Source organism: Bradyrhizobium sp. YCK136, assembly GCF_044570075.1.
Lineage (GTDB): Bacteria > Pseudomonadota > Alphaproteobacteria > Rhizobiales > Xanthobacteraceae > Bradyrhizobium > Bradyrhizobium diazoefficiens.
On the sequence record NZ_CP172424.1, the window covers coordinates 5405172 to 5431616 of the forward strand.

The 26445-nt window shown below is 64.5% G+C and carries 22 protein-coding genes and 2 pseudogenes; 12 read left to right on the forward strand and 12 right to left on the reverse strand.

The window, feature by feature from the left end:
- Positions 1 to 72: 72 nt before the first annotated feature.
- The gene (locus ACFLEY_RS26490) at positions 73 to 291 is read left to right on the forward strand and encodes a DUF2842 domain-containing protein (RefSeq protein WP_011087732.1); all 219 of its coding nucleotides are present in this window, start codon (positions 73 to 75) and stop codon (positions 289 to 291) included.
- 5 nt (positions 292 to 296) lie between these two features.
- On the opposite strand, the gene ACFLEY_RS26495 is transcribed toward ACFLEY_RS26490, so the two are convergent.
- Positions 297 to 1337 (reverse strand): polysaccharide deacetylase family protein, encoded by a 1041-nt coding sequence (locus ACFLEY_RS26495; protein ID WP_060912450.1) that lies wholly within the window; start codon positions 1335 to 1337, stop codon positions 297 to 299.
- Between the two features lie 130 nt (positions 1338 to 1467).
- Here ACFLEY_RS26495 and ACFLEY_RS26500 point away from each other — a divergent pair, with 130 nt between their 5' ends.
- Positions 1468 to 2649: a GNAT family N-acetyltransferase gene (locus ACFLEY_RS26500; RefSeq protein ID WP_060912451.1), complete on the forward strand. Its 1182-nt coding sequence runs from the start codon at positions 1468 to 1470 to the stop codon at positions 2647 to 2649.
- A 200-nt stretch (positions 2650 to 2849) separates the two neighbouring features.
- Here the strand turns inward: ACFLEY_RS26500 and ACFLEY_RS26505 are convergent, their stop codons facing one another.
- On the reverse strand, positions 2850 to 5120 hold the full coding sequence (locus ACFLEY_RS26505; RefSeq protein WP_060912452.1) for an exopolysaccharide transport family protein: 2271 nt from the start codon (positions 5118 to 5120) through the stop codon (positions 2850 to 2852).
- 199 nt (positions 5121 to 5319) lie between these two features.
- Between ACFLEY_RS26505 and ACFLEY_RS26510 the strand changes: the two genes are divergently transcribed.
- From ACFLEY_RS26510 to ACFLEY_RS26520, 3 genes are all read left to right on the forward strand, one after another.
- Entirely contained in the window at positions 5320 to 6453 is a 1134-nt protein-coding gene (locus ACFLEY_RS26510; protein ID WP_060913122.1) for a glycosyltransferase family 4 protein, read from the forward strand.
- Between the two features lie 117 nt (positions 6454 to 6570).
- Positions 6571 to 8118 (forward strand): undecaprenyl-phosphate glucose phosphotransferase, encoded by a 1548-nt coding sequence (locus ACFLEY_RS26515; protein WP_028171667.1) that lies wholly within the window; start codon positions 6571 to 6573, stop codon positions 8116 to 8118.
- Between the two features lie 174 nt (positions 8119 to 8292).
- Positions 8293 to 9549, forward strand: a complete 1257-nt coding sequence (locus ACFLEY_RS26520) for an O-antigen ligase (RefSeq protein ID WP_060912453.1) — start codon at positions 8293 to 8295, stop codon at positions 9547 to 9549.
- Here ACFLEY_RS26520 and ACFLEY_RS26525 read toward each other — a convergent pair.
- Positions 9518 to 9994: a MarR family winged helix-turn-helix transcriptional regulator gene (locus tag ACFLEY_RS26525; protein ID WP_049832408.1), complete on the reverse strand. Its 477-nt coding sequence runs from the start codon at positions 9992 to 9994 to the stop codon at positions 9518 to 9520. The two genes, ACFLEY_RS26520 and ACFLEY_RS26525, sit on opposite strands and share 32 nt — an antisense overlap.
- Positions 9995 to 10141: 147 nt before the next feature.
- Between ACFLEY_RS26525 and ACFLEY_RS26530 the strand changes: the two genes are divergently transcribed.
- Entirely contained in the window at positions 10142 to 11338 is a 1197-nt protein-coding gene (locus tag ACFLEY_RS26530) for an FAD-dependent monooxygenase (protein ID WP_060912454.1), read from the forward strand.
- A gap of 131 nt (positions 11339 to 11469) precedes the next feature.
- Here ACFLEY_RS26530 and ACFLEY_RS26535 read toward each other — a convergent pair whose 3' ends face one another.
- Genes ACFLEY_RS26535 through ACFLEY_RS26545 form a run of 3 tightly spaced genes read right to left on the reverse strand, consistent with a single transcriptional unit; the run spans position 11470 to position 14304 of the window.
- Positions 11470 to 12648, reverse strand: coding sequence for a trans-acting enoyl reductase family protein (locus tag ACFLEY_RS26535; protein WP_060912455.1), 1179 nt, complete (start codon positions 12646 to 12648; stop codon positions 11470 to 11472).
- A gap of 9 nt (positions 12649 to 12657) precedes the next feature.
- Positions 12658 to 13440 carry a DUF169 domain-containing protein gene (locus ACFLEY_RS26540; RefSeq protein WP_060912456.1) on the reverse strand — a complete coding sequence of 261 codons (783 nt, stop codon included), beginning with the start codon at positions 13438 to 13440 and terminating at the stop codon, positions 12658 to 12660.
- 60 nt (positions 13441 to 13500) lie between these two features.
- On the reverse strand, positions 13501 to 14304 hold the full coding sequence (locus ACFLEY_RS26545; protein WP_210268995.1) for a YdcF family protein: 804 nt from the start codon (positions 14302 to 14304) through the stop codon (positions 13501 to 13503).
- Between the two features lie 131 nt (positions 14305 to 14435).
- Between ACFLEY_RS26545 and ACFLEY_RS26550 the strand changes: the two are divergent.
- The 3 genes and pseudogenes from ACFLEY_RS26550 (at position 14436) to ACFLEY_RS26560 (ending at position 16324) form a co-directional block, all read left to right on the forward strand.
- Positions 14436 to 15375 (forward strand): annotated as a pseudogene (locus ACFLEY_RS26550) (acetamidase/formamidase family protein).
- Positions 15376 to 15576: 201 nt separating this feature from the next.
- A complete protein-coding gene (locus tag ACFLEY_RS26555; protein WP_007603456.1) occupies positions 15577 to 15774 on the forward strand; it encodes a hypothetical protein in 198 nt (65 codons plus the stop codon).
- A 73-nt stretch (positions 15775 to 15847) separates the two neighbouring features.
- Positions 15848 to 16324 carry a GcrA family cell cycle regulator gene (locus ACFLEY_RS26560; RefSeq protein ID WP_028171659.1) on the forward strand — a complete coding sequence of 159 codons (477 nt, stop codon included), beginning with the start codon at positions 15848 to 15850 and terminating at the stop codon, positions 16322 to 16324.
- A 264-nt stretch (positions 16325 to 16588) separates the two neighbouring features.
- On the opposite strand, the gene ACFLEY_RS26565 is transcribed toward ACFLEY_RS26560, so the two are convergent.
- A complete protein-coding gene (locus ACFLEY_RS26565; RefSeq protein ID WP_060912457.1) occupies positions 16589 to 18145 on the reverse strand; it encodes a porin in 1557 nt (518 codons plus the stop codon).
- A gap of 407 nt (positions 18146 to 18552) precedes the next feature.
- Here ACFLEY_RS26565 and ACFLEY_RS26570 point away from each other — a divergent pair, with 407 nt between their 5' ends.
- Positions 18553 to 19059, forward strand: a complete 507-nt coding sequence (locus tag ACFLEY_RS26570; protein ID WP_028171658.1) for a MarR family winged helix-turn-helix transcriptional regulator — start codon at positions 18553 to 18555, stop codon at positions 19057 to 19059.
- A 15-nt stretch (positions 19060 to 19074) separates the two neighbouring features.
- Here the strand turns inward: ACFLEY_RS26570 and ACFLEY_RS26575 are convergent, their stop codons facing one another.
- The 3 genes and pseudogenes from ACFLEY_RS26575 to ACFLEY_RS26585 form a co-directional block, all read right to left on the reverse strand.
- Positions 19075 to 20190, reverse strand: a complete 1116-nt coding sequence (locus ACFLEY_RS26575) for a S9 family peptidase (protein WP_060912458.1) — start codon at positions 20188 to 20190, stop codon at positions 19075 to 19077.
- 272 nt (positions 20191 to 20462) lie between these two features.
- Positions 20463 to 21434 (reverse strand): SDR family NAD(P)-dependent oxidoreductase, encoded by a 972-nt coding sequence (locus ACFLEY_RS26580; protein WP_060912459.1) that lies wholly within the window; start codon positions 21432 to 21434, stop codon positions 20463 to 20465.
- A 294-nt stretch (positions 21435 to 21728) separates the two neighbouring features.
- Positions 21729 to 22090 (reverse strand): annotated as a pseudogene (locus tag ACFLEY_RS26585) (dihydrodipicolinate synthase family protein); the annotation flags it as partial.
- Between the two features lie 327 nt (positions 22091 to 22417).
- Here ACFLEY_RS26585 and ACFLEY_RS26590 point away from each other — a divergent pair.
- On the forward strand, positions 22418 to 22657 hold the full coding sequence (locus ACFLEY_RS26590) for a hypothetical protein (protein ID WP_027547402.1): 240 nt from the start codon (positions 22418 to 22420) through the stop codon (positions 22655 to 22657).
- A gap of 132 nt (positions 22658 to 22789) precedes the next feature.
- Here the strand turns inward: ACFLEY_RS26590 and ACFLEY_RS26595 are convergent, their stop codons facing one another.
- The gene (locus ACFLEY_RS26595) at positions 22790 to 23764 is read right to left on the reverse strand and encodes an alpha/beta fold hydrolase (RefSeq protein WP_060912460.1); all 975 of its coding nucleotides are present in this window, start codon (positions 23762 to 23764) and stop codon (positions 22790 to 22792) included.
- Between the two features lie 122 nt (positions 23765 to 23886).
- On the opposite strand from ACFLEY_RS26595, the gene ACFLEY_RS26600 reads away from it, so the two are divergent.
- Positions 23887 to 24510: a TetR/AcrR family transcriptional regulator gene (locus ACFLEY_RS26600; RefSeq protein WP_396604246.1), complete on the forward strand. Its 624-nt coding sequence runs from the start codon at positions 23887 to 23889 to the stop codon at positions 24508 to 24510.
- Between the two features lie 1172 nt (positions 24511 to 25682).
- Here the strand turns inward: ACFLEY_RS26600 and ACFLEY_RS26605 are convergent.
- Entirely contained in the window at positions 25683 to 26339 is a 657-nt protein-coding gene (locus ACFLEY_RS26605) for a phosphoribosylanthranilate isomerase (protein ID WP_063824330.1), read from the reverse strand.
- Between the last annotated feature and the right edge of the window lie 106 nt (positions 26340 to 26445).

Sequence of the window (26445 nt, forward strand, 5' to 3'; positions counted from 1 at the left end):
ACCGGACTGCGTGCCCCTTATAGTCCCCCGCTCCCGCAGCGCAAGTTGCGCAAGAGACCGCGACATTCCGTCATGACGATCCGCACCCGCAAGTTCCTCGGCGCCATCCTGCTCCTGGTGCTGGCCACCGTCTGGGCCCTGCTCGGCATGGCGGCGGCGCAGATGCCGTGGATCGCCGAATCCGGCTGGCGGCAGGCGATCTACTACGTGGTGGTCGGCATGGGCTGGGTGCTGCCGGCGATGCCGATCGTGAGCTGGATGCAGCGGCCCGATCGCGCCAAACCCACGTAACGCTCCTACGTCGCGCTGCCGGTCGGTTTCACCGGCGCAAAGGCGACACCCGACACCAGCACGCGCAGCATGCGCAGCGAGCGCACCCGGCCATCCCAGGAAATGCGCGGCAGCGCGCGCAGATTGGTTCGCCCTTCCGCATCCACGATGCCTGGCATCGCCGACACCGCGCTGGTAAAGCCCGCCTCCTCCGCCATCACCACGTGGCTGCGCCGGAACGAGGCGCGATCGCCGAACGGAAAAGCGAGATGCCTGATCTCGCGGTGGAAGGCCGCTTCCGCAACCACCTTGCCCATCGTCATCTCACGCAGCGCCGCACTGTCCTTCATGTTGGCGAGAACGGGATAGTTCACGGTCGCGCTGCCGATCGTGACGAGCGGATCGGCCGCGAGCTTCGCCAGATCCTCCCAATCCATCGACGCCTCGCGCGAGAGCGCAACCAGGTCGATCCGGTAGCGCGTGCAGAGATCGGCGATCGTAGCCGACACATCCGCCGGCGGCAGCGAGCGCAGCCAGCTCTCGAGGAACGAGAACAGCGCCCGCTTCTCGGCATTGCCAGTGACGGTGAAGCGCTGCTCCTTCTCGCCTATCATCAGGCTGATGCGGCTCTCGCGCGCGATCACCTGCTCGAGCCCGAGCCACCAGGCCTCTCCGACCCCGTCGGGAAACGCGGTGGGCACATAGATCGTGAACGGCACGGCGTGGCGGGCCAGCACCGGGTAGGCGAACGTGATCAGATCTTTGCTGGCGCCGTCGAAGGTGAGCGCCGCGAAGCGCCGCTTCTCCGGCAGCGTCACCGCACGCCGGCAAACCTCATCCATGCCGAGGATGTCGTACTTCCAGCGCTTCAGCGCCCGAATGGCACGGTCGAGGAATTGCGGCGTGATCTCGTTCTCGCGCAGCGGCTGAAATCCGCCGCGCCGCCGCGGCCGCACGTGCTGAAAGCGCAGGATGGCGCCGGCTCCACGACTGCGCAGCGCGGCCTGGCCGGTGAACCAGGTCAGCTCATGGCGCAGCCGTTCCAGCCATCTGTCGTCGGATGCCAATATCCCACCTTCGCGCTCGCCGGCGGCCCGTTCCCTCGCCTATTGTCATTACCCTTTGTTGACATTTCTTTGCAAAGGTCGGCCACAGGCCGAATTACGCATATTTTTGATATCTCGACAGGTTTCGCGAATGACCATGGCTGCGGCGATGCAAAGCCGGACGGCAGAAGCGCCAGCGCGGTCGAAAGCGAGCCGTATCGCGCAGGTCGATATCGTCACCGATCTCGATCAGGCCGAGCCGGTCTGGCGCGCCCTCGAGGAGAGCGGCCACCTCTTCACGCCCTACCAGCGCTTCGACCTGCTCAGCCCCTGGCAGCGGCTGGTCGGCGGCTGCGAGGGCGCGCGCCCCTTCATCGTGATCGCCCGCGACGCCGAACATGCACCGGTCCTGCTGGTGCCGCTCTCGCTGCGCCAAGGCCACGGGGTGCGCACGGCCTGCTTCATGGGCGGCAAGCATACGACCTTCAACATGGGACTGTGGAACGCCGAGTTCGCGGCACAGGCCGTCGCCGCCGATCTCGACGCACTGCTCGCGCCGCTGCGCGAGCATGTCGACGTGCTCTCGCTGACGCAGCAGCCGCTGCGCTGGAACGATCAGCAGAACCCGTTCGCGGCTCTCCCGCGGCAGAGTGCGATCAACGGCTGCCCGCTGCTGGTGATGGAGCCGGGCGGCCCGCCCGCGTCGCGGATCAGCAACTCCCTCCGCCGTCGCCTCAAGAGCAAGGAGAAGAAGCTCCAGGCGCTCGCCGGCTATCGTTATCACCTCGCCACCACCGACGCCGACGTCACCCGCCTGCTCGACTGGTTCTTCCGCGTCAAGCCGGTGCGGATGGCCGAACAGAAACTGCCCAACGTCTTCGCCGAGCCGGGCGTCGAACAGTTCGTCCGTAGCGCCTGCCTGTCGCCGCGCGGCGACGGCCGTGTCATCGACATCCACGCGCTCGAATGCGACGACGAGGTGATCGCAATCTTCGCCGGCGTCGCCGACGGCCAGCGCTTCTCGATGATGTTCAACACCTACACCATGTCCGAGCACGCCCGCTACAGCCCGGGCCTGATCCTGATGCGCTACATCATCGACCGCTACGCCGAGCGCGGCTACCGCTCGCTCGACCTCGGCATCGGCTCGGACGACTACAAGCGGATGTTCTGCAAGGACGACGAGGACATCTTTGACAGCTTCGTGCCGCTGACCTCGCGCGGCAAGCTTGCGGCGATGGCGATGTCCTCGCTCAGCCACGGCAAGCGGCTGGTGAAGCAGAACCAGATGCTGTTCGACCTGGCGCAGCGGCTGCGGCGCGCGTTCGGGTAGACTTCGTAGTAACGTAGGGTGGGCAAAGCGAAGCGTGCCCACCACCTCTGCCGCAATCGCTGAAAGGTGGTGGGCACGGCGCAAGTGCGCCTTTGCCCACCCTACGATTCCGAACTCGCGGAGAGAGACCCTTCACCCGTCTCACCCGGTTTCGCTTTCGCGAAGCCACCCTCTGCCACACGGGGAGAGGGTAAAATCTACTAAGCCGCGACCACGCGCGGTCCCGTCTCGCGTGCATCCGACGGCTGGACCGGCCTGCTCAGCATCGTCACCTCGCTGAAGCCGACGGCCTTGAGCTGCTCGCTCATCAGCCTGCGCGCATCCGGCTCCATTGACGCATCGGGCACCACGACGGCGCGGGCATTGGCGGTCAGCAATTCGGCCGGCAGGTCGGAGGCGCTGCCGGCGTCGAGCAGCACGTGGTCGTAGGCGCGAAGCAAGGCGTCGATCGCGAGCGTCACGCGCGGCGATTGCAGCAGGCTGCGGTCGAAGCCGGGACGGCCGGCCATGACCAGGTGCAGCCGCGACAGCTTGTCCCTTGTGATCACCTGCGCAAACGAGGCTTCGCCCTGCATCAGCTCGGCAAGGCCGGGCGCCCAGGCATCGACGGACACCGCGGCAATCGTCGGCGAGGACGCGGCGAGATCGACCACGACCACCCGCGCATCGCGCGCCAGGTGCCGGGCCAGCGTCAGCGCCGACAGCGTGACGGCTTCGCCTGGCGCGGTGCCGAGCACCGTGATCTTCTTTGCCGCCGCGGCGCGCAGCCTGTCGGCCAGATGCTCGATCTCGGCAAACTCGGAGACATCGGCATCGGCCGTCATCTCCGGCTGAAGCGGCGCGGGCTCGTCCATGACCGGTTCGACCACCGGCTCGACCATCGGCCGGACGAATGGTTCTTGACGAACCGCCGCCTGTGCCTGCGGCTGCGCCGGAGCAAAGACAGCCGCAGCGCGCGGCGCGGTCTGGCGCAATAGCTCGCCGGTGACGACGACACCGGACGAGAGTAGCAACGTCGCGATGGTTGCGATCAGGACGATCGGAAGCTTCTTCGGATAGGCCGGCGTGTTCGAGACGACGGCGCGCGAGATGATGCGGCCCTCCGCCGGCGCCGTATCGATGCTCTCGCGGGTGCTGGCTTCGCGGTACTTGCCAAGATACGTTTCCAGCAGGTCGCGCTGCGCCTTGGCCTCGCGCTCGAGCGCGCGGAGCTGGACGTCCTGGCCATTGGTCGAGGTCGCCTGCTTCTTGAGCTGCTCGAGGCTCGTGGTCAGACCGTCGACCCGGCCACCCGCGATGCGCGCATCGCTTTCGAGCGAGCGGGAGATCTTGGCCGCTTCGTCGCGAATCTGGTTGTCGAGGTCGCCGAGCTGCGCCTTCAGCTCCTTGATCCGCGGGTGATTGCCGAGCAACGTCGACGACTGTTCGGCGAGCTGCGCCCGCAGCGTGACCCGTTGCTCGGACAGCCGCCGCATCAATTCGGAGTTCACCACCTCGGACGCCTCGATCGGCTTGCCGCTCTGGAGCATCTCCTTGATCAGCCGCGCCTTGGATTCCGCATCGGCCCTCATCGAGCGCGCGTTGTTGAGCTGGGTATTGACCTCGCCCATCTGCTGGTTCGATAGCGTCGTGTTGTTGGTCCCGACGAACAGCGACGACTTGGAGCGGAAGTCCTCGACCTTGGCTTCGGCGTCGGAAACCTTCTTGCGCAGATTCTCGATCTCGCCCGCGAGCCATTGGCTGGCATTGCGCGCCTGGTCCTGGCGCGCATTCTGCTGGAGCACGAGATAGCCGTCGGCGATCGAATTGGCGACGCGCACGGCGAGATCCGGGTCAGCCGACTGGAATTCGATCACGATCACGCGCGACTTGTCGACGGCATAGGCCTGGAGGCGATCGTAATAGGCGTCGAGCACCCGCTCTTCCGGCGTCATCGAGAACGGATCGCGGCCGATGCCGACCAGCGCCGCAAGCGACTTCAGCGGCGAAATGCCTTGCAGCACCGGATCGAATTCGGGCCGCTCCACAAGCTTGTTCTTCTTGATGATCTCGCGCGCGAGATCGCGCGACAGCACGAGCTGGACCTGGCTGGTGACAGCCTCGGGGTCGAGCGCCTGCCGCTCCTCGGTGCTGCGGTCGCTGCTCGGACGCAGGAATACGTTCTCGCGACCATCGATCAGGATGCGCGACTCGGACTTGTAGCGCGGCGTCACGAGATTGACGGCGGCGACGGATGCGACCAGCGCCAGCACCGTCGGCACGATGATCCAGCCGCGCTTGCGGGCAAGCGCGCCGCCGAGCGCGTGCAGATCGATGTCGCCGGATTCACCGGACGCCTGCCTGGTGACAGCAGGCGCAGGCCTTGCTTCGACCTTGGGCGTGGCTTCGGGCTTGGCTTCGGCTTTGGACTTCGAAACAGCCCGCTCGACCACCGCCTTGTCCTTGCCGGCACGCCAGAACGCTAAACGCATCGAACACTCCCGCAGGGCAACGCCACCAAGCTACCTCAACCGGGGCGATTACACTCCATTAAGGTTGCCGCTGGGTTAATCGCGTTAATCCCGCGATGGGCACGCGCGCCCGTCACCGTTTGTTAACCACGAGGCCTCTTAATCCGTCTCGATATTTCGGAAATTGTTCGGCATTCGCCGTCGAGCGCTGGTTCAGATCATGCCCCCCTCTCCCGACCGGCCGCTTCGCATCCTGCACGCCGTGCGCGCCCCCGTGGGCGGCATCTTCCGCCACATCCTCGACGTCGCCAACGGCCAGGTCGATCGCGGCCACCATGTCGGGATTCTCGCCGACCGCCTCACCGGCGGCGAGCGCGCCGACAAGGCGCTGGCCGAGCTCGCGCCGCGACTGAAGCTCGGCGTGCACCGCATGGCGATCCGCCGCGAGCCGTCGCCCGACGATGTCCTGGTGTGGCTTCGGATGCGGCGCCTGATCGCGGAGCTCAAGCCCGATGTCATGCACGGCCACGGCGCCAAGGCCGGCGCGTTCATTCGCATGCGGCGGCGCTCCGATGACACCATCCGCATCTACACGCCCCATGGCGGCTCGCTGCACTATCCGCTCAACACGTTGAAGGGCGAGTTCTACACGCGGCTCGAACGCTCGCTGATGGACTCGACGGACCTGTTCCTGTTCGAGAGCGCGTTTGCCCGCGACACCTATCAGCGCATCGTCGGCACACCCAGGGGCGTGGTGCATTGCGTCTTCAATGGCGTGACGCCGGAGGAATTCGAGCCTGTTGTCACCACCGAGGATGCCACCGACCTCTGCTATGTCGGCGAGTTCAGGCACATCAAGGGCGCGGATCTGCTGGTCGATGCCGTGGCGCGCCTGCACGAAGGCGGCAAGAAGGTCACCCTCACGCTCGGCGGCGACGGCGAGGAGACGGCAGCGCTGAAGGCGCAGGTCGAGAGGCTCGGCCTCTCCGGCGCGATCCGCTTCATCGGCCACGTCAAAGCACGCTACGGCTTCTCCAAAGGGCGGCTGCTGGTCGTTCCCTCGCGCGGCGATTCCATGCCCTATGTGGTGATCGAGGCGGGCGCGGCCGGCATTCCCATGATCGCCGCGCGCGTCGGCGGCATTCCGGAGATCTTCGGCACGGAGAGCCCGGCCCTGTTCGCGGCAAGCAACGCCGCGGCGATGGCGGAAGCGATTGCGGCCGCACTCGACGATCCGCAGGCGACAGCGCAGCGCGCATCCTCCCTGCGCGAGCGCATCTCCGCGCATTTTTCCCAGCAGGCGATGGTTGACGGCGTGATCGCGGGCTATCGCGACGCATTTGCCAATCATTAACCACCCTTAAGGTCGCTTTAGAGATTCTTCCGATTTGTCCGATAATCGAGGTGCCGGGGGATGCTCGCCCGGGGTGCAAGGCTGCGCCGCGGGTTTTTGGAATGGACGTGGACGCCCGTGGAACCGCTCAACGCACGCTCGATGCTCGATGCCGCGACCAGTGCCGCGGCCAAGCCGGCTGACCAGCCCTTTGTGGAGCGCCGCCGCCGGCTCTCGCCCGCTGCACTCGACGTCGTCAACCAGAAGGTCGCCCGCGCCTATTCGCCGATCGTGATCACCGGCATCGTACGCCTTGCCGACTTCGCGCTGCTGAGCCTCGTCGGCATCGCGGTCTATGTCGGCTACGTCATGCCGCTTTCCGGCTTCAGCTGGGTATATCCGGCGGAGATCCTCGCCGTCGCGGTCGCCGCCGTGGTCTGCTTCCAGGCCGCCGACATCTACCAGGTGCAGCTGTTCCGCGGTCAACTCCGGCAGATGACCCGGATGATCTCGTCCTGGTCATTCGTTTTCCTGCTCTTCATCGGCATCTCCTTCTTCGCCAAGTTCGGCAGCGAAATATCGCGGCTGTGGCTTGCCGCCTTCTACTTCATCGGGCTCGCAGCGCTCATCGCCGAGCGCCTGGTGCTGCGCTCGCTGGTGCGCGCCTGGGGGCGCGAGGGCCGGCTCGACCGCCGGACCATCATCGTCGGCTCCGACAGTAACGGCGAGCAACTGGTGGAGGCACTGAAGGCGCAGGACGATTCCGACATCCACGTGCTCGGCGTGTTCGACGACCGCAACGACAGCCGGGCGCTGGACACCTGCGCCGGCGCGCGCAAGCTCGGCAAGGTCGACGATATCGTCGAGTTCGCCCGCCGCACCCGCGTCGATCTCGTGCTGTTCGCGCTGCCGATCTCGGCGGAAACGCGCATCCTGGAGATGCTGAAGAAGCTCTGGGTGCTGCCGGTCGACATCCGCCTGTCCGCCCACACCAACAAGCTGCGCTTCCGTCCGCGCTCCTATTCCTATCTCGGCGAAGTGCCGACGCTCGACGTGTTCGAGGCGCCGATCACCGACTGGGACCTCGTGATGAAATGGCTGTTCGACCGTGTCGTCGGCGGCCTCGCGCTGCTCGCAGCCCTGCCGGTGATGGGACTGGTGGCGCTGGCGGTGAAGCTCGACAGCCCCGGCCCGGTGCTGTTCCGCCAGAAGCGCTTCGGCTTCAACAACGAGCGCATCGACGTCTACAAGTTCCGCTCGATGTACCATCACCAGGCGGATCCGACGGCCTCGAAGGTCGTGACCAAGAACGATCCGCGCGTAACCCGCGTCGGCCGCTTCATCCGCAAGACCAGCCTCGACGAGCTGCCGCAGCTCTTCAACGTGGTCTTCTCCGGCAACCTCTCCCTGGTCGGCCCGCGCCCGCATGCGGTGCAGGGCAAGCTCCAGAGCCGCCTGTTCGACGAGGCCGTCGACGGCTATTTCGCCCGCCACCGCGTCAAGCCCGGCATTTCCGGCTGGGCCCAGATCAACGGCTGGCGCGGCGAGATCGACAATGAAGAGAAGATCCAGAAGCGCGTCGAGTTCGACCTCTACTACATCGAGAACTGGTCGGTGCTGTTCGACCTCGTCATTCTCCTGAAGACGCCGATCTCGCTGCTGACCAAGAACGAGAACGCGTATTGAGTTTCCGTCATGCCCCGCCTTGTGCGCAGTTGCGCACTGAGGCGGGGCATCCAGTACTCCGCAGCGCCATCCGTCTTCCGCAATGTGCGCCACGGAATACTGGATCGCCCGGTCAAGCCGGACGATGACAGCGGTGTTTGTGGCGAACGAGTAGCGTAAGCGTATGAGCGTGTGATGGCGTATGCGGCGACAGCCGGGGAGATGAATGCAGCGGTTCGCGCTGCGCCCGGCGTGCTGGCCCTCCAGCGCGCGCTGGTGTGGCTGGTCGGCGCCTCCGGCGCCATCGTCTTCATCGAACCCAGCCCCTACGAGATCGTGACGCTGCTCGCCACCGTCACCTTCTTCGCCACCGGCCTGCGCCTGCGACTCGCGCTGATGCCGCTGCTGCTGATGCTGGTCCTGCTCAATGTCGGCTACACCATCAGCGCGATCCCGCTGTTCGATCAGCCCGAGGTGGTGAGCTGGATCGCAACCTCCTGGTACATGGCGGTGACCGTGGTGTTCTTCGCCACGATCACGTCCGAGGACACCGCGGCCCGGCTCGATATGCTCCGCCGCGGCCTCGTGGTAGGCGCGATGATTGCCTCGCTGTCGGCGGTCGCCGGCTACTTCCACCTGGTTCCCGGCGGAGACGACCTCCTCACGCTCTACGGGCGCGCGCGCGGCACGTTCAAGGACCCGAACGTGCTCGGCGCCTTCCTGATCCTGCCGGCGCTGTTCGCGCTCCAGAGCGTGGTCTCGGACAAGCCGGCTAAGGCCTTCCGCAACGTCATCGCCTTCGGAATCATGTCACTGGCCATCCTGCTCGCCTTCTCCCGCGCCGCCTGGGGCGGGCTGGTGCTGACCTCGGCCTTCATGCTGGCGCTGATGGTGCTGACCAGCCGCACCAACGCGCAGCGCTCGCGCATCGTCGTCATGGCGATCGTCGCCGCGGTGCTGGGCGTTGCGCTGATCGCGGTGCTGCTGTCGTTCGATTCCACCGCCGAGATGTTCAAGCAGCGCGCCAGCTTCGACCAGAGCTATGACGAGGGCCGCTTCGGCCGGTTCGGCCGGCACATCCTGGGTGCGGAGATGGCGCTCGACCTGCCATTCGGCATCGGCCCCCTGCAATTCCACCGTTTCTTCCCCGAGGACACCCACAACTCCTATCTCAACGCCTTCATGTCGGGCGGCTGGCTGTCCGGCGTGTGCTATCCCGCGCTGGTCTTCACCACGGTGATCACGGGCTTCCGGCACATCTTCGTCCGCGTGCCCTGGCAGCGCGCCTATCTCGCCGTGTTTTCAGCCTTCGTCGGCACAGTCGGCGAAAGCTTCGTGATCGACACCGACCATTGGCGGCACTTCTGGATGATGCTGGGCGCGATGTGGGGCATGATCGCGGCTGCCCAAGTCTATAAGACTAGGGCTGGCGACGAAGCTTCTTCAGCTTGAGATCGGGACGCTTCTCCGGCGGCGTGTCGAGGAGGCTCTTCAGCGCTTCAGTGGCGGCAAGCACGCCCTTGTAGCCCTCCGTCGCGAAGCGCAGCAGAAGACGCAGCTCCTCGTCGGAATAGGCGCCGAAGACCTTCTCCATCGCCTGCTGCATCGGCACGTAGAACTGGCCGATCTTCATGGCCGCCTCCGGCACGACCGCGATGAAGACCTTGCGGCGGTCTTTCTCGTCCCGTTCGCGGCGCACGAGGCCAGCCTTCTCGAGCCGGTCGATCACGCCGGTGATCGCGCCCGTCGTGAGGCCTGTCACCTCGGCGAGCCGGCCCGCGGTGACGCGTCCCTCGAGATAGAGGATGTCCATGCATTCGAGGTCGGAATTGGCAATTCCGGCAACGTTCGCAACGGTCTGGCCATAAAGCACGCCCTGCGCGGACGACCGGCGCATCGCCTCCTCGAGCTCCTGCAACAGCGCCGCGCGCGCCTTCGTCCTTGACAAGGCCGACCTCATATCTTAGTCGATATATATCTTAGTCACTAAGAGATTTAGCGACCGTAATTTCTCCTAGCACCACGGAAACGTCGGGAGCAAGCCATGTCCAACCGTCCCCGCAAGGCCCTGATCATCGGCGCCGGCATCGCCGGGCCCGTCGCCGCCATCCTGCTCCGCCGCGCCGGCATCGAGTCCGCGATCTACGAGGCCTGGCCCTATTCGAAGGGCATCGGCGGCGGCCTTCAGATCGCGCCGAACGGCATGCATGTGATGGACGAGATCGGGCTTTCGAACGAGCTGATCAGCCGCGGCTCGGTCGCAGAGGCCTTCGACTTCTATTCGCAGGAAGGCCGAAAGCTCGGCTCGATCAACCGCGACATGCAGCGCCGCTTCGGCCAGCCCGCGGTGAACGTCTGCCGCGCCACGCTGAACGAGATGCTGATCGACAAGGCCTGGTGCGCCTGCGTCTCGCTCTATTTCGAGAAGCGCCTGATCAAGATCGAGGACCGCGGCGACCAGCCGATCATCGCCTACTTTGCCGACGGCACCACCGCCGAAGGCGACTTCCTGATCGGCGCAGACGGCGTGCATTCAATCACGCGACGCCAGGTGGTGCCGGACGGACCCCGGCCGTTCGACACCGGCCTGATCGGCTTCGGCGGCTTCGTGCCGCACGCCGTGCTCGACGGCAGGCCGATCGGCCGGCACGTCGAGACCACGTTCGGCCAGAGCGGCTTCTTCGGCTACGGCTATTGCAGCCCGGATCCGAACGACGGCGTGATGTGGTGGAGCACGCAGCCCGCCCACGGCATGGACGCGGCGATGTTCCGCGCGCTCGATGCGGCGACACTGAAGCAGCATCTGCGCGGCTTCCATCGCGGCTGGCACGATCCGATCCCCGACATCATCGAGGCGGCCGAGAACATCGTGGTCACCGACACGCTCGATGTCGCGACCTTGCCGACCTGGTCGCGCAAGCGCTCGCTGCTGATCGGCGACGCCGCGCATGCGACCAGCCCCCATGCCGGCCAGGGCGCCTCGCTCGCGCTGGAGGACGCGATGCGGCTCGCGCGCCTGATGCAGGACGGACAGGAGCTCGGCACCACCTTCCAGGCTTTCGAAGCCGAGCGGCGGCCCCGCACCGAGAAGATCGTCGCGATGGCGCGCCGCAACGGCAACAGCAAGCGCGAGTTCAGCGCTACCGGCGCGTGGATGCGCAATCAGATGCTGAAATGGCTGTTGCCGCTGGGCTCGAAGAGCATGGAGTTCATGTACGCGTATGATGCGCGGGCGGTGTAGCGCCGAACACGGTGTCATCGCCCGCGAAGGCGGGCGATCCAGTATTCCAGAGACAGCGATAAGATACGGAGAAGCCGCGGCGTACTGGATGCCCCGCCTTCGCGGGGCATGACAGCGTCCGTGATGCGGCCCTACCCCTCCACCTCGAACGTCAGCCCAGCGTGGTCCTGCAGCCGCTTGATCAGCTTGTGCTGCATCGCTGCGCCCGGCGTCCAGAAGCCCGCAGCGACGTCCGGCGTGTCGCGCAACAGGCAGATCGCGCATTCCGAGATCATCTTCGAGGTCGAGCCGTAGCCGGGATCGCGGTCGCCGGTGACGCCGGCGCGGACCTGGCGGCCGTCAGGCGCGATCGCGACATAGAGCAGATTGAAGAGACCGTTCTCCCGCTCTTCCTTCGACGGCCCCTCACCCGGTTTCGGCGCCTTCGGACCGGTCTTTTCGGCGTTGACGGCCATCACGCGCTTCGCATTGGCCTCGCCCTTCTCGCCGGGACCGGTCAAGACCATCTCGTCGTAGACGAACTCCTGGCCGTAAGGGAATCCCATCAGCATGTTGGAGCGATGGACGTTGCGCGTGTTGATCAGCGCCATCATGAACGGCGCGGCCCAGGATTGCAGATCCTCCTCGAACGCCGCCTTGTTGCCTTTCGGCTGCTTTGGTCCGGCAAACCCGGGCGTCAGCGCGAAGTGGTCGTTGAGAATGGCGACAAGGCTGAGATCTTTCGAGACAGCATCGAAGGTCGCTTTCGCACTCGCCGCGGTGCCACCCGACAGCGTCCCGCGCATGTCGCGCACGCGGCCCTTCACGCGCGCAGCCGCTGCGCCGAACACGCGCTTGGCTTCCTCCTGGACGAAGAACGTACCGAGCTCGAACGGCACGGAATCATAGCCGCAGGAGAACACGATGCGCGCGCCGCTCGCCTTGGCCGCCGCCTCGTACTTGTCGATCATCTGCCGCATCCAGACGGGCTCGCCGCAGAGGTCGAAATAATCCGTGCCGCCAGCGACGCAGGCCGCGAGCAGCTCTTCGCCATAGAGTTGATACGGACCGACCGTCGTGATCACCGACTTGGTCTGCGCGACCATTGCCTTCAGCGAGGCGGCATCGGACGCATCGGCTACGATCAGCGGCGTATCTGCGGGCGCGCCGATCGCCTCGCGCACCGATTTCAGCTTGTCGAGGCTGCGGCCCGCCATCGCCCATTTCAGCGCCTTGTCGTCTTTGTAGTGCGCCGCCAGATATTCGGCGACGAGCTGGCCGGTGAAACCGGTCGCACCGTAGACGACGATGTCGAATTTCGCAGAGCTCATGACTGGCCTTTACTTTTTCGCGTAACTCACGCCCATGCCGGCACGGACGTCGCTTTGAATGCCATAGGGCGGAATCGGATAGCGAAGGCCGTTCTTCGCCAGCGCCTTCATGCCCAGGATCGCCTTGGCGAGATGCGAGGGCTTCAGGGCCATCAGCATCTCCTCGTCCGGCACGCCGCCATAGCGCCGTTCGGCATAGCATGGCAAGGACAGGCTGGGCTCCCCGGTCTTGAGCGCCCGCCCCCACGAATCCGCGCAAGCGGTCTCCCCGACCACGCCCCATTCGAACTTCTTGTAGCCGGTATATTGCAGCCCGTTGATCAGGATGATCATCTGCCCGGGCGTCGCATAGACGAGGCAGATGTCGGGCGGATCGAGCCGGCCGCTGGCGAGCGGGCTGACCGCGAGCGCCTGATAGTGCCCGAACGGCACCACGTCCAGCGCCTCCTGGCGCTTGCGCGCGTCCTCCGCCGTGCCGTGCCAGACCCCGACGTAATTTTCGCCGGCGAGCCATTTGTCGTCCTGCGGCGCAAGGCCAATCACCGCGCGGCACTGGCTACCTACGAGATCGTCGGCGGTGATGCCGACGGTCCACCCCAGACGCGCGGCCATGCTGACGACCTGGTCGGTGGTATGGATCGCGTTCGGCCGCCGGATTTTCGGGATCGCTTCCATGTCCGCGGCGCGTGCGAACAGCTTCATGCCGATCACCGTGGTCTTCAGCCGCAACAGGCTGTTGAGATCGGCGACGAGGCCGGCAAGATCGATGTTTTCAGCGCTCTGCTGCTGCATGGCGTCCTCCGGGCCGGCGATCGTGCGCCGGTGCTGTGTTCTTGTTTTGCGCCTCTCGTTCTAGTCCTTGCCCGGCCCCGGAAGCAACTCGCCGGTCCGGCCCATGACACGGTAAGTCAACAGGCCGATCCATTCGCGCATGGCGACGTCGGTCCTGCCGAGCCCCTCCTTGCCGATATGGGTGAACGCGAAGAGATCGTCACGCCCGCCCATTCGCCAGTCCACCGGATAGGCCTCGACGTCAAATCCGGCCTTGTGAAAGATCCCCATCGCGCGCGGCATGTGGAAAGCCGACGTCACCAGGAGCCAGCGCTCGCCCGGCTTCGGCGACACCAATTGCTTGGTGAAGACCGCATTCTCCCAGGTGTTGCGCGAGTCCCGCTCGACGATCAGGCGCTCCTTAGGGATCCCGAGGCTTTCCAGGATCGGCGCGGAGTAGTCGGCCTCCTTCGCATCGGTGGAGACGAGGTTCGCCGAGCCGCCGGTGAAGACGATGCGCGCATTCGGATAGCGGCGCGCGAGCTCGGCCGGTGCCAGCATGCGATCGGCTGCGGACGCGACCACCGGCGTGCGATGCGCGGCCGACAGATCGGTGTCGACGGAACCGCCGAGCACGATGATGCCGTCGGGCGCGCCGCGCGACGGGTCCCACTTCGGATAGCGCGACTCCAGCGGATAAAGCAGGAGGTTGCCCAGCGGCGAGAACGCGGCGAGCGCCAGCAGGACCAGCGTGGTCACCGCAAGCTTGCGGCCGAGCGCCGCAAAGCGCGTCAGCATCAGCACCAGCGACAGGATTCCGAGCTCGACCAGAAGATTGATCGGCAGCAGCGCCGTGCCGAGGGTCTTGGAAAGAACGAAATACAGGGGGAGCCTCGCTGGAATGATCGGGTCATGCGCGGGCTTGACCGGCCCGTCCATCTTAAATCTTCTTGAAAGAGGATCGATCGCCCGGTCAAGCCCGGGCACAGCAGTTCAAACCGAACGGACGGCCGCAAATGACCCATCATCACCTGCATTCAAGCCCCGAAACCTGCCATTGGGGCTTCTTCGAAGCCGCGCTCGAGCCCGTCCTCACGGTCAAGAGCGGCGACGAGGTGACGGTCGACACCATCAGCGGCAGCCCGGACGTGCTGCCCGACCGCGACAAATTTCACATTCCGCCGGAGATGCACGAGGTCCACGCGAAGAGTGAGCGCATGCTGCCCGGCCACATCCTCACCGGACCGATCGCGGTCGAGGGGGCCGAACCCGGCGACGTGCTCGCGGTCGAGATCCTCGACGTCCAGCTCCGGCAGGACTGGGGCTGGAATCTGATCAGGCCGCTGTCCGGCACCCTGCCCGACGATTTCCACGAGACGCGCATCCTCAACATCCCGCTGGATCGGACGCGAATGGTCGGCCGCATGCCCTGGGGCCTCGACCTGCCGCTGAAGCCGTTCTTCGGCGTGATGGGCGTTTCGCCGCCGCCGGCCTGGGGCCGTATCTCCTCGCTGGTCCCGCGCGCCATGGGCGGCAATCTCGACAACAAGGAGCTCGGCGCCGGTGCGACACTGTACCTGCCGGTGTTCGTCCCGGGGGCGCTGTTCTCCTGCGGCGACGGCCATGGCGTGCAGGGCGACGGCGAGGTATGCGTCACCGCGATCGAGACCGCGCTCCAGGGCCGCTTCCGCCTGACGCTGCGCAAGGACCAGGCTCGACTATCCCCGTGCCGAGACGCCGACGCACTACATGACCATGGCGATGGACCCCGATCTCGACCAGTGCGTGGTGCGCGCGCTGCGCGACATGATCGCGCTTCTCGGCGAGACGCGTAACCTGTCGCGCGAGGACGCCTACACGCTGTGCAGCCTGGCGGCCGATCTACGGGTGACCCAGACCGTCAACGGCTCCAAGGGCATCCATTGCATGATCGAAAAGGCGATCGTGCACGGCTGAGCCGCCGGCGCCTTCCCTGACCCGTTGACGCCACGCCGCCGCCCGGTCTGCCGCGCGGCGCGCCGCGCCGTGCCCGATTTCTCAAGCGATTCCAATGAGCTGAAACGCCGATTCAGTCCGGATTTGACTTCCGGCCCCGAACCTAAATAGAGTCTTAATCGTTACTTTTATGTACACGAGTAAGAGGCTAGCGTTCGGGCCATGGCCACCGAAAAAGCCGAGACTGACCGCATTCCCGTAACCTTGGCGCTCTCGACCATCACCTATCTGGAAAAACTGGTGAGACAGGGCACCCACGGCACCAGCGTTCCCGGCGTCGCACGGACATTGATCGAGGAAGGCATCCGTCTCGCCATCAAGGACGGGCTTTTGTCGATTCGCGACAATGGCAGGACGTGAGCGCGCGCCGGACGTGAGGCGGACGGATCTCGAGAGGCGGATGGCCGACATCTGCAACCTGGGACCGTTACAAATGCCTGTTCTCTCACCAACCTGGACTGACGAACGAATTGAACTTCTGAAGCAACATTTCGAGGCCGGCCTCTCCTGCCGCGAGATCGCCGCCGACATCGGCGTCAGCCGCAACGCGGTGATCGGCAAGCTGTCCCGGCTCAATCTGACGCGCAGCCGCGCGGTCGAAGACCGCAGGCTCGAGCGGAGCCTTGCGCCGCCGCGTACGAGGAGAGCCGTGCCGCGGCTGCAATACGAGATGCTCGCCACCATCTACGGCGAGACCGACGCGCCCGTGGTCGCCGGTCCAATCGACGACGCCAATCGCTGCTCGCTGCTGGAGCTGTCCGAGAACCGCTGCCGCTGGCCGATCTCGACGCCGGGTGAAGACGATTTCTGCTTCTGCGGCAATACTGCGCCCGACGGCCAGTCGTATTGCGCCGGCCACAGCCGCCTCGCCTACCGGCCGAACTCGCGCGCCCGCATGATGCGCGGCTGAGGCCGCACGTCCCAAAAACGAAAAACCTCCGGCGGGGCATCACCGGAGGTTTCTGGAGGCTTAGCGTGAAGCTAAGAGCCGCAACTTTCGTATTTGGCTGAAAGCTATATAGCTTAGTAACTCAGGTAAGTAAATAAGTTTGAGGCGATCGAATCGCATGGCTCGTCTTCGTCGCCTGCACAGGCTGCCGGATTTTCCGAAGGCCCAGCAGAAAGCCCCGGCGGTGTCCCGCCGGGGCTGCGTCAGATCCGAAAGCCCTGAAGCTTACCAGTTGCGCTGGGCGCGCAGCAGCAGGCTGTAGGTGTCCTGATCCTTCAGCTCATAGGTTGCCGCAGGCTTGGCAACGCCCGTGAGCGCCGGGGTCGTGATCACGCCCGAGTACTTCTGGTCGAGATGGCTGTAGGTGAAGTCAGCCGAGAAGGTCAGGTTCTTCACCGGCGTCCAGCGGGTGATGACGCCGACCTGGCCGATGTTGAAGTCCGGATTGCAGGTGCCGGTCAGGGTGGCGAACGCGGCGCTGCCGCAGATCAGGCCCTTGGCCGTGCCGCTGTAGTTGACCGCAGCCCACGCGCCGTAGAGCGCCGTGTTCCAGTACGGGCTCCAGTTGTGGGTGTAGGCACCACGGAAGCCGTAGGTCTTGGTCAGCTCGAGGCCGCCGCCCGGACCGAACTCCGCGTCAGACACGCCGGCAAAGCCGATGCTCTGATACGCCGCGTTGGAGCTGCCGAACATCGAGTAGCTGGTCGCGGCCAGCTCCTGGAAGTTGTAGCGGCTCGCACCGTCGGTATAGACGCCCGAGAGGTTGATCACGTCGCCGGTGCCGGTCGGGATGTTCTTGATCTGGAGAGCGAGCTGAACGGCCCAGCCCCACTTGTCTTCCGGATGGCCGGTGACTTCGCTCGCGCCGTAGTAGCCGACATGGTTGTCGTGCGCGGCGACCGACGCCTGGAACAGGCCCCAAGCCTGATCGACGCGGACCATGCCCACGAGGTCGGGAGCCCGGGTGCCGCCGAGATCGTTCGAGCCGTAGGCTCCGCCGAGGACGCCGGTCGTGGACATGCCGGCGGTGTTCCAGATGTTGGTCTGGAAGACCTGGGTCTGGTCCTGCGCCGAGAACGCGGCTGTCACACCCTGGCCGAAATCGGCCGTGTAGGTGAACTGGGTAACACCGTTGGTGGTGCCGCTACCGCCGACCAATTGGTCGAAGTTGTTGCCGGGATAGTTGATCCAGGGCGCGTCGAACTGCGACACCGCCTTACCCATCGTGAAGCCGGCGAACTGGATGAACGCGTAGTAGACGCCGAGGGCGCCGCCCGAGAGGTTGCCGTCGGTGCCGTTGACGTTGCCGCCGCCCGAGCCCGTGAGACCGGTCCCCGCGGCATTGAGGCCGATCGTGCCGCTGTACTGGGTCGCGCCCGTTCCCGAACCGGTGCCGCCATAGTTGCCGGTCGTCCAGGTGAAGACCGCATCGAAATAGGTGCGGACGACGCCGTATTCCGTTGCGGTGCGCGTGTCGATGTTGAGATCTTCACGAGCGCGCATCGAGTAGTAGTTGGTCAGCCGGTTGTTGGCCGCGAACACGCCGTTGTACTGGGCACTGTAGTTGCCGCCGGCATTGAGCGCCACTTCGGCACGCAGATAGCCGCCGAGCTTGATGCAGGTGTCGCTGCCCGGGATGTAGTAGAAGCCCGCGCCATAGAGCGTGCAGATCTTGACGTACTCGACCGCCTTGGCCTTGACCGGAAGATCGGCCGCCTGGGCTCCACCGACGGCGATCAGACCCGCCGCAGTGCCGAGCAAAAGGCTCTTCACCACTTTCATATAAAACCTCCAAGTTGCTCATTTTACGGAGACCGGACCGTGAGGCCCCCCAGATCCCCGTCTTTTCAAATCCGCTCGGCCGCTTTGCGCTTTCGGACACACCCGCATTCGACGCGAGGGACGTGAGCGAACCACCTGCAACGGGACGATCGAGTACCCCCCACCGTCGCGCACCACTATGCCTGCGCCATTACACTAATTAAAATAGTTTATTTGGTAAGCTTTGTAGTTTCACTAAACCTGTGCCCCGGGCGCCACACCCGGGCGGACCAAATATGCTGACCTGCTCATCTTTGTAATTTTAGTGACAAAATTACCCTGCTCTGCACTTGCGTCAGAGCAGGCTTGCGTGGACTATGGCCTTCCACGAACACTGGCCTGAAGAATCAGTTCACGGGAGTGACGCTGTGTCCGCGACGAGGAAAGAAGGAGCGCGCCTGCGCCCCATCGGCAACCTGGATCTCATCAGGCGCTTCACCTGGGAGATATCGTCGATCAACATGTATCTAGAGGAGCTGCGTCAGTTCTGGGCGAGGACGCTCGGCATCAGCGGCCCGCAATGGCTGATCCTGATGGCGATCTCCGACCTCGACAAGGACGACGGCGTACCGGTCAACGTGGTCTCCAAGTTGCTCCACGTCGATCCCTCGTTCGTCACCACCCAGTCCAAGCTGCTCGAGAAGAAGGGCCTGCTCCGCCGGCGGCCCTCGCCGACCGACGCCCGGGTCGTGCGGCTGTCACTGGTCGACAAGACCCAGAAGCACATCGCGAGCCTCAACGAGCAGTACAAGACGATTCGCGAGTTCGTCTTCCAGGAGTTCGACGAGAACGAGCTGACGGAATTCACCACCAAGCTCGCGACGCTCAAGAACCGGCTCGAAAAGGCCTGCGTCAGGATATCGCTCGACTTCTGAGACGCGAGGCCGCGCTCAGCTCCGCCGACCGGCGGCGCCGAGCCGCGATTCCAGCCAGTCGAAGATGTATTCGTTGGCGAGACTCGGATTGTCCGCATGGGCCTGCGCTGCGCCGGTCTCCGCCGCGGTAAACACCTTCAGCACGATATCGGAGCTGCCGAGCCGGGATTTCTGGACGATCTGACGCGCCCGGTCGGCCTTGAGCCAGCCATCCTCGCCGAGCGTGATCAGCACGGGACAGTCGACGCTGGAGGCCATCAGCGGCGCATGCGGCACCGGGACGATGCTGAGGTCGCTCATCGCGAAGCGGCTGGCGAAGAACGATCGTTCGTGCAGATCCCACAGGCCGCCATCGCAGACGGCGGCGGCGAGCCGCGGCTCCTGCAACACCGCGCGCGCCACGAATGAGGATCCCCACCCGTCCGCCACGATGGCGACGCGATCGAAATCGACGTCGCCGCGCGTTTCCAGATAATCCATGACGCTCGCGATCGAGCTCTCGAGATCGCGGCGCTGCAGGAGCGTATCGGTATAATCGTCGCGCTGGTCGCCGAGAAGGTCCAGCGCGAGCATCGACAGTCCGCGCTCGCGCGCATGCGGTGCGAGCTTGAACAGGAATTCCTCCTTGCGGTGTCCCGGCTCGCCGATGCAGATCACGGTCGGCGCCCGTCCCCTCGCCGACGCCGCGGGCAGGAAGTAGCCCTGCAACGAAGGATCGTCGACCCAGGGAATGGTCACGACCTCGCCGGCCGGTGCGCGCGCCGTCAGGTAGCGGCGGGCGCATTCCTGCATCGCCAGCACCGCAACCCAGCGCCGCTCATCGGCCTGATCGAGCGGCATTGCCGCTGCACCGTAGTAGTTCAACGCCCGCAACCAGTTGCGCTGCGCGGTCGCCATGTGGCCCTCCGCGAACGCAGCCTCGGCGCGGTGCCGGTTGGCCTGCGCAAGCCGCTTCCACTCGCGGTGCCAGGATTGCTCGTCGCCGCGCTTGAGCTGCCGCGCGATCATCAGGCATTCCGCGATCGTGGCGCCGCCCTCCTGGGCTGCGGTCAGGAGCCGCGTGAATTCAGCGGAGATGTCCTCTCTCTCCGGGCAAAGGGACCAGTCGTCGGAGAGGCATGCGGGTATCATCGGAGCTACGCTCTATCATCGCGTTACCCCTGATTCACTAAACTATTTTGGTTCGCCAACCAAGCCGCCGTGCGCGCCATTACAGGTGTTTGAGATCACCATCGCTTGAACGATGATTGAACGATGCGCCGCGCCGCATGCGTGACATTCCAATTCGTCATGAGGCCGCGAATATTGGCAAGAGCTGGCACGTCAAATGACCTGCGCACCTCTTGCCATGATGATCATCATACCTATATCCGCGCCTCGCTGGTCGCAACAGCGAAGTAGACTCAGCCGAGCCGCCAGCCGACCTCCTGCGTAAAGCTCTCGTAGAAGGCGCGGTCATAGGCCTGCTCGGGCGTCGCGCGCACGCGCTCGTCGAGGCGTTTGGCGTCCTCGCCCACGAGGATGCGCCAACGCTCCGCCTTGACCCCGTCGAGGATGATCTTCGCGGCCTGCGCAGCCGTCGTCGGAGCATCCTCCAGGAAGCTGCGGGCGCGCTCGGCGAACGCCGCCTGGATGTCCTCGTCCGACATCTTGTCGGCATCCGGCACGCCGGCCGCGACCATGCGCTTGCGGGTCAGCGCGACCTCGTCGGCGTTGAGCCGCTCCGACCCGTCCGTGCTCTGCACCTTGCGCGAATTGGAGACGATCGAGGTGCCGATATGGCCGGGCATCACCACCGAGCATTTGACGTGCGGGGCATGCAGGCGCAGGTCGTTGATCAGCGCTTCGGTAAATCCCTTCACCGCAAACTTGGCGGAGCTGTAGGCGGTGTGCGCCTGTCCCATGCCGATCGAGGCCCAGAAGCCGTTGACGCTCGCGGTGTTGACGATGTGGGCCTCGTCCGCCGCCACCAGCATCGGCAGGAAGGTGCGCACGCCGAGATAGACCCCGCCCCAGCAGATGTTGAAGGTGCGCTCCCACTGCTCGCGCGTGTTGGTGAACAGGCTGCCGCCGCCGCCGATGCCGGCATTGTTGAACAGCAGATGAATCTTGTCGGTCTTCTGCTGCTCGGCGAGTTCGTCGCGAAAGCGCTTCAGGTGATCCTCGATCGCGACATCGGCGACATGCGTCGTGACGCGCAGGCCCTGCGGCAGCTTCTCGACCTCGCAGAGCCGCCTGGTCTCGGCCATTGCGGCCTCCGAGACGTCGCACATCGCGACATTGCAGCCTTCGGCCACGAGTTGTCGCGCGAGCTCGCGTCCCATTCCCGTGCCGCCGCCGGTGATGACCGCGATCTTTCCTGCAAAATCCTTCATGGGACTTTCGGCCCCTCCCTTGTCGGTATGTTTCTTCAGAGCATGATCCGGACCCGGAGGGCCGCGTTAGCGCAAAGTGTGAAGCGGTTTTCCGAAGAGATCATGCTCAAACAATAACCTAAAGCGCGATGACGATTCATCCCAATCTCATCGCGCTTTAGCGCCGCTCATCGCAGCGCGCGCAAAATGTAACAGCGCCGCATCCGCAGGTAAAAGCGGATCGGCGCTGCTATCTTCGCCATCGTTATTTCGGCGGACGGACTATTCGGCCGCTTCGACGCACGGCCCGTTCAACGCACCGAGCGCCTCCTCGTCCGGCTCGAACAAATAGTGCACCGGCGTGACCTGGAGCGCGGCGACATTCATGTCGCGAACCAGCTTGCCGCGGCGGATCGCATCGCGCGTGGAATCCACGAGGATGCCGGCGATCACGGGAATGCGCCCCTTCCCGCCTCGACCGTCGCGGCCATCAGGTCGCGATATTCCTCGTGATCGAGCGTGCGCCCCTCGCCGGTCGAACCGCCGGCGGCGACGCCGTGTGCGCCGGCGCCGATCATCCAGTCGACCTGGGGCGCCACGAGCCCAAAGTCGATCTCGCCGTCTTTCCGGAACGGCGTCGTCATCGGCGGGATCACGCCGGTCGGACGTACCTTCATGTTCTGCCCTCGCGTTTCCATAACCCTTGTGGCGGTCCCGCTCTTTTGACGAGTATCCGCCCGCTTCGAAGCCTATTGGCTGTGCAAGCCCTGTGAAGGGCCGCCCGCGCGGCGCAGCCCCGCAGAATCCAACATTCCTGTGATCACCCCCTCCGGTTCCCGTATTTGTCCGGCTTCGGGTTAGGGGCATTTTTTTACAATCCGAATCATCAAATGGGGGTGGACGCTGGGTCGAGTCGGCCAGGTCAGCGTGTTGTTTGTGTCACAGGCTCTGGCACTCCGCTTGCATCCTCTTCGTGGTCAGAAACTACCGATGAGGTGACAGGAATGTTCGTGACCGTCGTTGCCGTGCTCTGCCGGCTTGGTGCATCTGCCTCGGGCGCTTGCGTCGAGGAAATCGTGACCGACAGCAACATGACGCCCGAAATGTCGATGATGCAGTGTGCAATCGGCGCACAGGCACCCTTGGCGAAGTGGATGGGCGAGCATCCGATCTATCACGCCAACTGGCGCCTCGAGCGCTACAAATGCGTGCCGGGTCACTACGAGATCAAGGGCCACGCCTAAGGCCCCGCAAAACTACTGATATCAAGACGACTGAGGAAACGCCCCGGGGGCCGCCTTTCTCCTCCGCGCGGGCACCGCTGGCGCCAGACCCATCGCGGCGGCGCGCTTTGTGACAATCGTCACGCTCTTCCCTCAAGCAATCGCACGCAAGATGATCGCACGCGCCTTTCGCCCCTCCGGCGTCGGCATCAGCGCATAATTGTGCGGCTGGTTGCGGAGCAGATGCAGCTCGACCGGCACAGCCACCGCCCTCGCCCGCTCCGCAAGATCGACGCTGTCGGGGTAGAGCAGATCGCGAGTCCCTGCGAAGATCGTCATTGGCGGCAGCGAACGGAACGCGCCGTTGAGCGGGCTGACGAAGGGATGGCCGACATCGAGCTCGCCGGCATAGAGGCGCCCCGCCTCGAGTATCCCCGGAATGTCCTGCATCGGATCGCGCGCCGCGATCTCGACCTGCTCCGGACGGCTGACCGACGCATCCGCGGCGGGCGAGATCAGCACCATCAGGTTCGGCTGCCGATGTCCGCGATCACGCAGCCACTGGCAGGCGGCGAGCGCCAGGCCCGCGCCGGCCGAATTGCCGACCACCGTGACCTTTGCAGGCCCGGCATCTTCCAGCAGCATCCGCAACAGCTCGGCCGTCGCCGGCACGACGTCCTTCGCGGTGACGCGCGGCGCGAGCGGATAGATCGGCACGACGCAAACGACGCGCGCCTCGCGCGTCATCTGACCAATGAGCCGCCAATGCGCCGGCACGATCTCGTTGATGAAGCCACCGCCATGCAGGAACATGACGTAGTTGCAGCCCTCATGGCCGGAAGACGGCGCGGTGTAATAGACCGGCCATCCGCCCATCCTGGTCAGCGTCACCTCGACACCGCGGACGAGCCCCGTCGGCTCATGCGAGGCCGGCTGCAAGGCGCGCTTGTGCACATGCGCCTGCACCGCCTCGGCGGATGCGAGCTGCTTCTTGAACGGAAGCAGCCTGAGCAGCACGTTGAAGCAACGGCTCTGCAAGCTCGGCGCGGGATCGCGCTGCGGCGGCGCATCTAGCGCGCGGCCGCCAGGGCAAAACTGCAACGCCGACACGATCTTCGCAACGCTCATTGGCCACCTCCCCTCCGGGCTCTCCCGACGCGGCGGCAAAGACGCTTGCCGACCCGTCGCCACTTGCGGATATAATGCGAGCATTCACTCGCTTTTCCTACTCGCATTCGGACCGCTGGCCCATGGCGCGCAAACCACCGACAAAACCCCGGAAAAACGCCTCCCAGAAGAGGTCCCGCGCCACCGTCGACGCACTGGTCGAGGCAACCGCTCGCATTCTGGTCCGCGAAGGTTTTGAGAAGGCGAGCACCAACCGGATCGCCGAAGTCGCCGGCGTCAGCGTCGGCTCGCTCTACCAGTATTTTCCGGGCAAGGAGGCCCTCGTCGCCGCCGTGATCGACCGCCACAACGAGGAGATCATGGGCATCGTCCGCTCAGCGCTGACCGAGGTCGCCGACATGCCGATCGAGAAGGCGGTGCGAAAACTCGTGAGCGTCGCGATCGAGGCCCACCGCATCGATCCGAAACTCCATCGGGTGCTCGCCGAGCAGATCCCGCGCACCGGCCAGCTCAAGGACGTCGAGGCCTTCAACCGCGAGGTCCACACCCTCGTCCGCGCCTATCTCGAAAGCCGCCGCAACGAGATGCGCAAGATCGACCCGGTCCTTGCCACCTTCATTTGCGTCAGCGCCATCGAGGCGGTCGCGCACAACACGGTGCTGAACCACGCCGAGATGCTGTCGGAGAAGACGGTGCGGACGCTGGTGGACGAGACGACGAGGATGGTGGTGGGGTATTTGAGGTAGGTGGAACGACGTCTGGAGAGTGGACGCCTACAAGAACGTTGGAAAGCTAGGACTGAGCATAGGAGAGAACTCCGCTCCAAACTTTCGCTCCGCGAAGCTTGGGGAACTAAAAGGACGCGAAAACCGCCCTGTACCACTCTACCGCATCAGCCGGCGGCAATGCGTCATCAGCCACTACCGGTCGCGCGCCTCAGTCGTCCCAGACGCGCTTGCCGCAGCCGCATTCGAACATTCGAGTGATGGCTCCGCTCTCAGAGTCCACCACCGCTCGGACAAGCTTCATTTTCTTGCCGCAGATGCGGCACGTTCTGGTTGAGTTGTCCTCGACAACGCAAATCTTCTCAGCACGGAATATTTCCATGAGTCGCGCCCCCCGTCTGAGGTGACCTGGTGGAGATTGCAAACTAACTGAAGCAGGGAAAGTAGAAGAACTGCGTAACGAGCCCCTGCGGGCAGTTTGCGACTGTCCAGGAAGCGAATCAAGACGCGCCGGCTATCCTGACGACCCCTTTTGGGTACCTCATCAGGATGGCCCGAGTGCCGGAACGGAGCGATCCGTTAATCCTCATCAGAGCTGGGTCTGATGTAATCCCTATGCAAAACGGTTGGTCGTTGGGCACCATCGAACAGAACGGTGATGCCGGTTGTACGTTGGCCTAGGGCGACGACGACGCCAACCTTGTCAGCCAGGTCTGGGCAACGAATTTTTCCGATTTCGCTGAGCTTAAAACGCGCGCCGACTTCAATCCTATTTGTTCTCAAATCCATGGTTGCGCCTCGCAAAGAGACCGATCGAAATGAAACAGAGTGGTGGCAAAGTTCCTCAAAAATACCGGTGACTATGGCGACTCATTGTTTCAAGAGTATTTCGTAATTTGAGAATTAGACAGCGTCGCAGACAGGTGCTTGGAGCAACAATTGGTAACCCCGTAAGGCCGCCTCGGTTGGCGGGAAGATTGAAAGCAACCTCGGCAAGCTCCCCGCCCCTGTCTGGTGGTCTAGGCCGTCGAGCGGGGAGCTGCCGCGCCAGCCCCGCACCAAAACAAGCTAAAAACGTGCCAGACGCAGAGCCCGCGTTTGCCGCGAGGAAGGTGGGCGTTGGCGCATTGGGCGCATTGCGATTGGTGTTCCGGGTCAGATCTGACGCGATGGGCCAAGAAGAGAGGTGCGATCTAACCGCTCGTCGCAGCGCGATAGAAGGCTTCTACCTTCCTCAGGTCTTTTGAGTGAGTGCCCTCTCGATCCGTTCTTGTTTTCGAATCAACGCCGGCAGGTCGCACCGACCGAATAGCTTCCTTGACATTGTCTGGTCCGAGGCCACCAGCAAGTATGACTGGGGTGCGAACACTCTCCACGATCGTTCGACTGATGCTCCAGTCGTGCGTCACCCCTTGCGCGCCGATTTGCGCATCACCTGTCCGATGACTGTCGAGCAGGATCCAATCGACAACCCCATCATAAGCTTGCGCCACGCCTACTGCCTCAGGTCCCGTGACAGGTACGCTGCGCATGAATTTGGTCTTCGGCAGGGACTTTCGCAGCGCCACGACAAGATCAGGCGTAAGCAATTCGCTTGATGCGCCAAGATGAACAATGGGCGGATCAAGCTCTCTCGCCATCCGTTCGATAAGAGCGACATCCGCCGAAAGGAACAGCGCGGAAACTACGGACGGCGCCCGCATCATCTTCATAACCGCTAACGCCCTCTGAACCGGAAGCTCCCGAGGGAAGGCTCCATCGCCGACGAGCACGCCGACATGATCCACGCCGATTGCCGATATCGCCTCGGCTTCCGCAGGTGTCGCGACTTCGTAAATTTGCGTCAGCATTGTCTTACACACTGCCACCACTCGGTTGAGTAGACAGGATGGGCTGGTCCTGGGTCAACGGCCGTTTTGGGGCAATCGCGTCGGTCGGGCGCTCGGCTAACCGCTT

Coding starts and splice junctions, on each gene's coding strand:
- ACFLEY_RS26490 (WP_011087732.1), top strand. CDS start 73: ATGACGATCCGCACCCGCAAGTTCCTCGGCGCCATCCTGCTCCTGGTG.
- ACFLEY_RS26500 (WP_060912451.1), top strand. CDS start 1,468: ATGACCATGGCTGCGGCGATGCAAAGCCGGACGGCAGAAGCGCCAGCG.
- ACFLEY_RS26505 (WP_060912452.1), bottom strand. CDS start 5,120: ATGCGTTTAGCGTTCTGGCGTGCCGGCAAGGACAAGGCGGTGGTCGAG.
- ACFLEY_RS26510 (WP_060913122.1), top strand. CDS start 5,320: ATGCCCCCCTCTCCCGACCGGCCGCTTCGCATCCTGCACGCCGTGCGC.
- ACFLEY_RS26520 (WP_060912453.1), top strand. CDS start 8,293: ATGGCGTATGCGGCGACAGCCGGGGAGATGAATGCAGCGGTTCGCGCT.
- ACFLEY_RS26525 (WP_049832408.1), bottom strand. CDS start 9,994: ATGCGCCGGTCGTCCGCGCAGGGCGTGCTTTATGGCCAGACCGTTGCG.
- ACFLEY_RS26530 (WP_060912454.1), top strand. CDS start 10,142: ATGTCCAACCGTCCCCGCAAGGCCCTGATCATCGGCGCCGGCATCGCC.
- ACFLEY_RS26535 (WP_060912455.1), bottom strand. CDS start 12,648: ATGAGCTCTGCGAAATTCGACATCGTCGTCTACGGTGCGACCGGTTTC.
- ACFLEY_RS26540 (WP_060912456.1), bottom strand. CDS start 13,440: ATGCAGCAGCAGAGCGCTGAAAACATCGATCTTGCCGGCCTCGTCGCC.
- ACFLEY_RS26555 (WP_007603456.1), top strand. CDS start 15,577: ATGGCCACCGAAAAAGCCGAGACTGACCGCATTCCCGTAACCTTGGCG.
- ACFLEY_RS26560 (WP_028171659.1), top strand. CDS start 15,848: ATGCCTGTTCTCTCACCAACCTGGACTGACGAACGAATTGAACTTCTG.
- ACFLEY_RS26565 (WP_060912457.1), bottom strand. CDS start 18,145: ATGAAAGTGGTGAAGAGCCTTTTGCTCGGCACTGCGGCGGGTCTGATC.
- ACFLEY_RS26575 (WP_060912458.1), bottom strand. CDS start 20,190: ATGATACCCGCATGCCTCTCCGACGACTGGTCCCTTTGCCCGGAGAGA.
- ACFLEY_RS26580 (WP_060912459.1), bottom strand. CDS start 21,434: ATGAAGGATTTTGCAGGAAAGATCGCGGTCATCACCGGCGGCGGCACG.
- ACFLEY_RS26590 (WP_027547402.1), top strand. CDS start 22,418: ATGTTCGTGACCGTCGTTGCCGTGCTCTGCCGGCTTGGTGCATCTGCC.
- ACFLEY_RS26595 (WP_060912460.1), bottom strand. CDS start 23,764: ATGAGCGTTGCGAAGATCGTGTCGGCGTTGCAGTTTTGCCCTGGCGGC.
- ACFLEY_RS26600 (WP_396604246.1), top strand. CDS start 23,887: ATGGCGCGCAAACCACCGACAAAACCCCGGAAAAACGCCTCCCAGAAG.
- ACFLEY_RS26605 (WP_063824330.1), bottom strand. CDS start 26,339: ATGCTGACGCAAATTTACGAAGTCGCGACACCTGCGGAAGCCGAGGCG.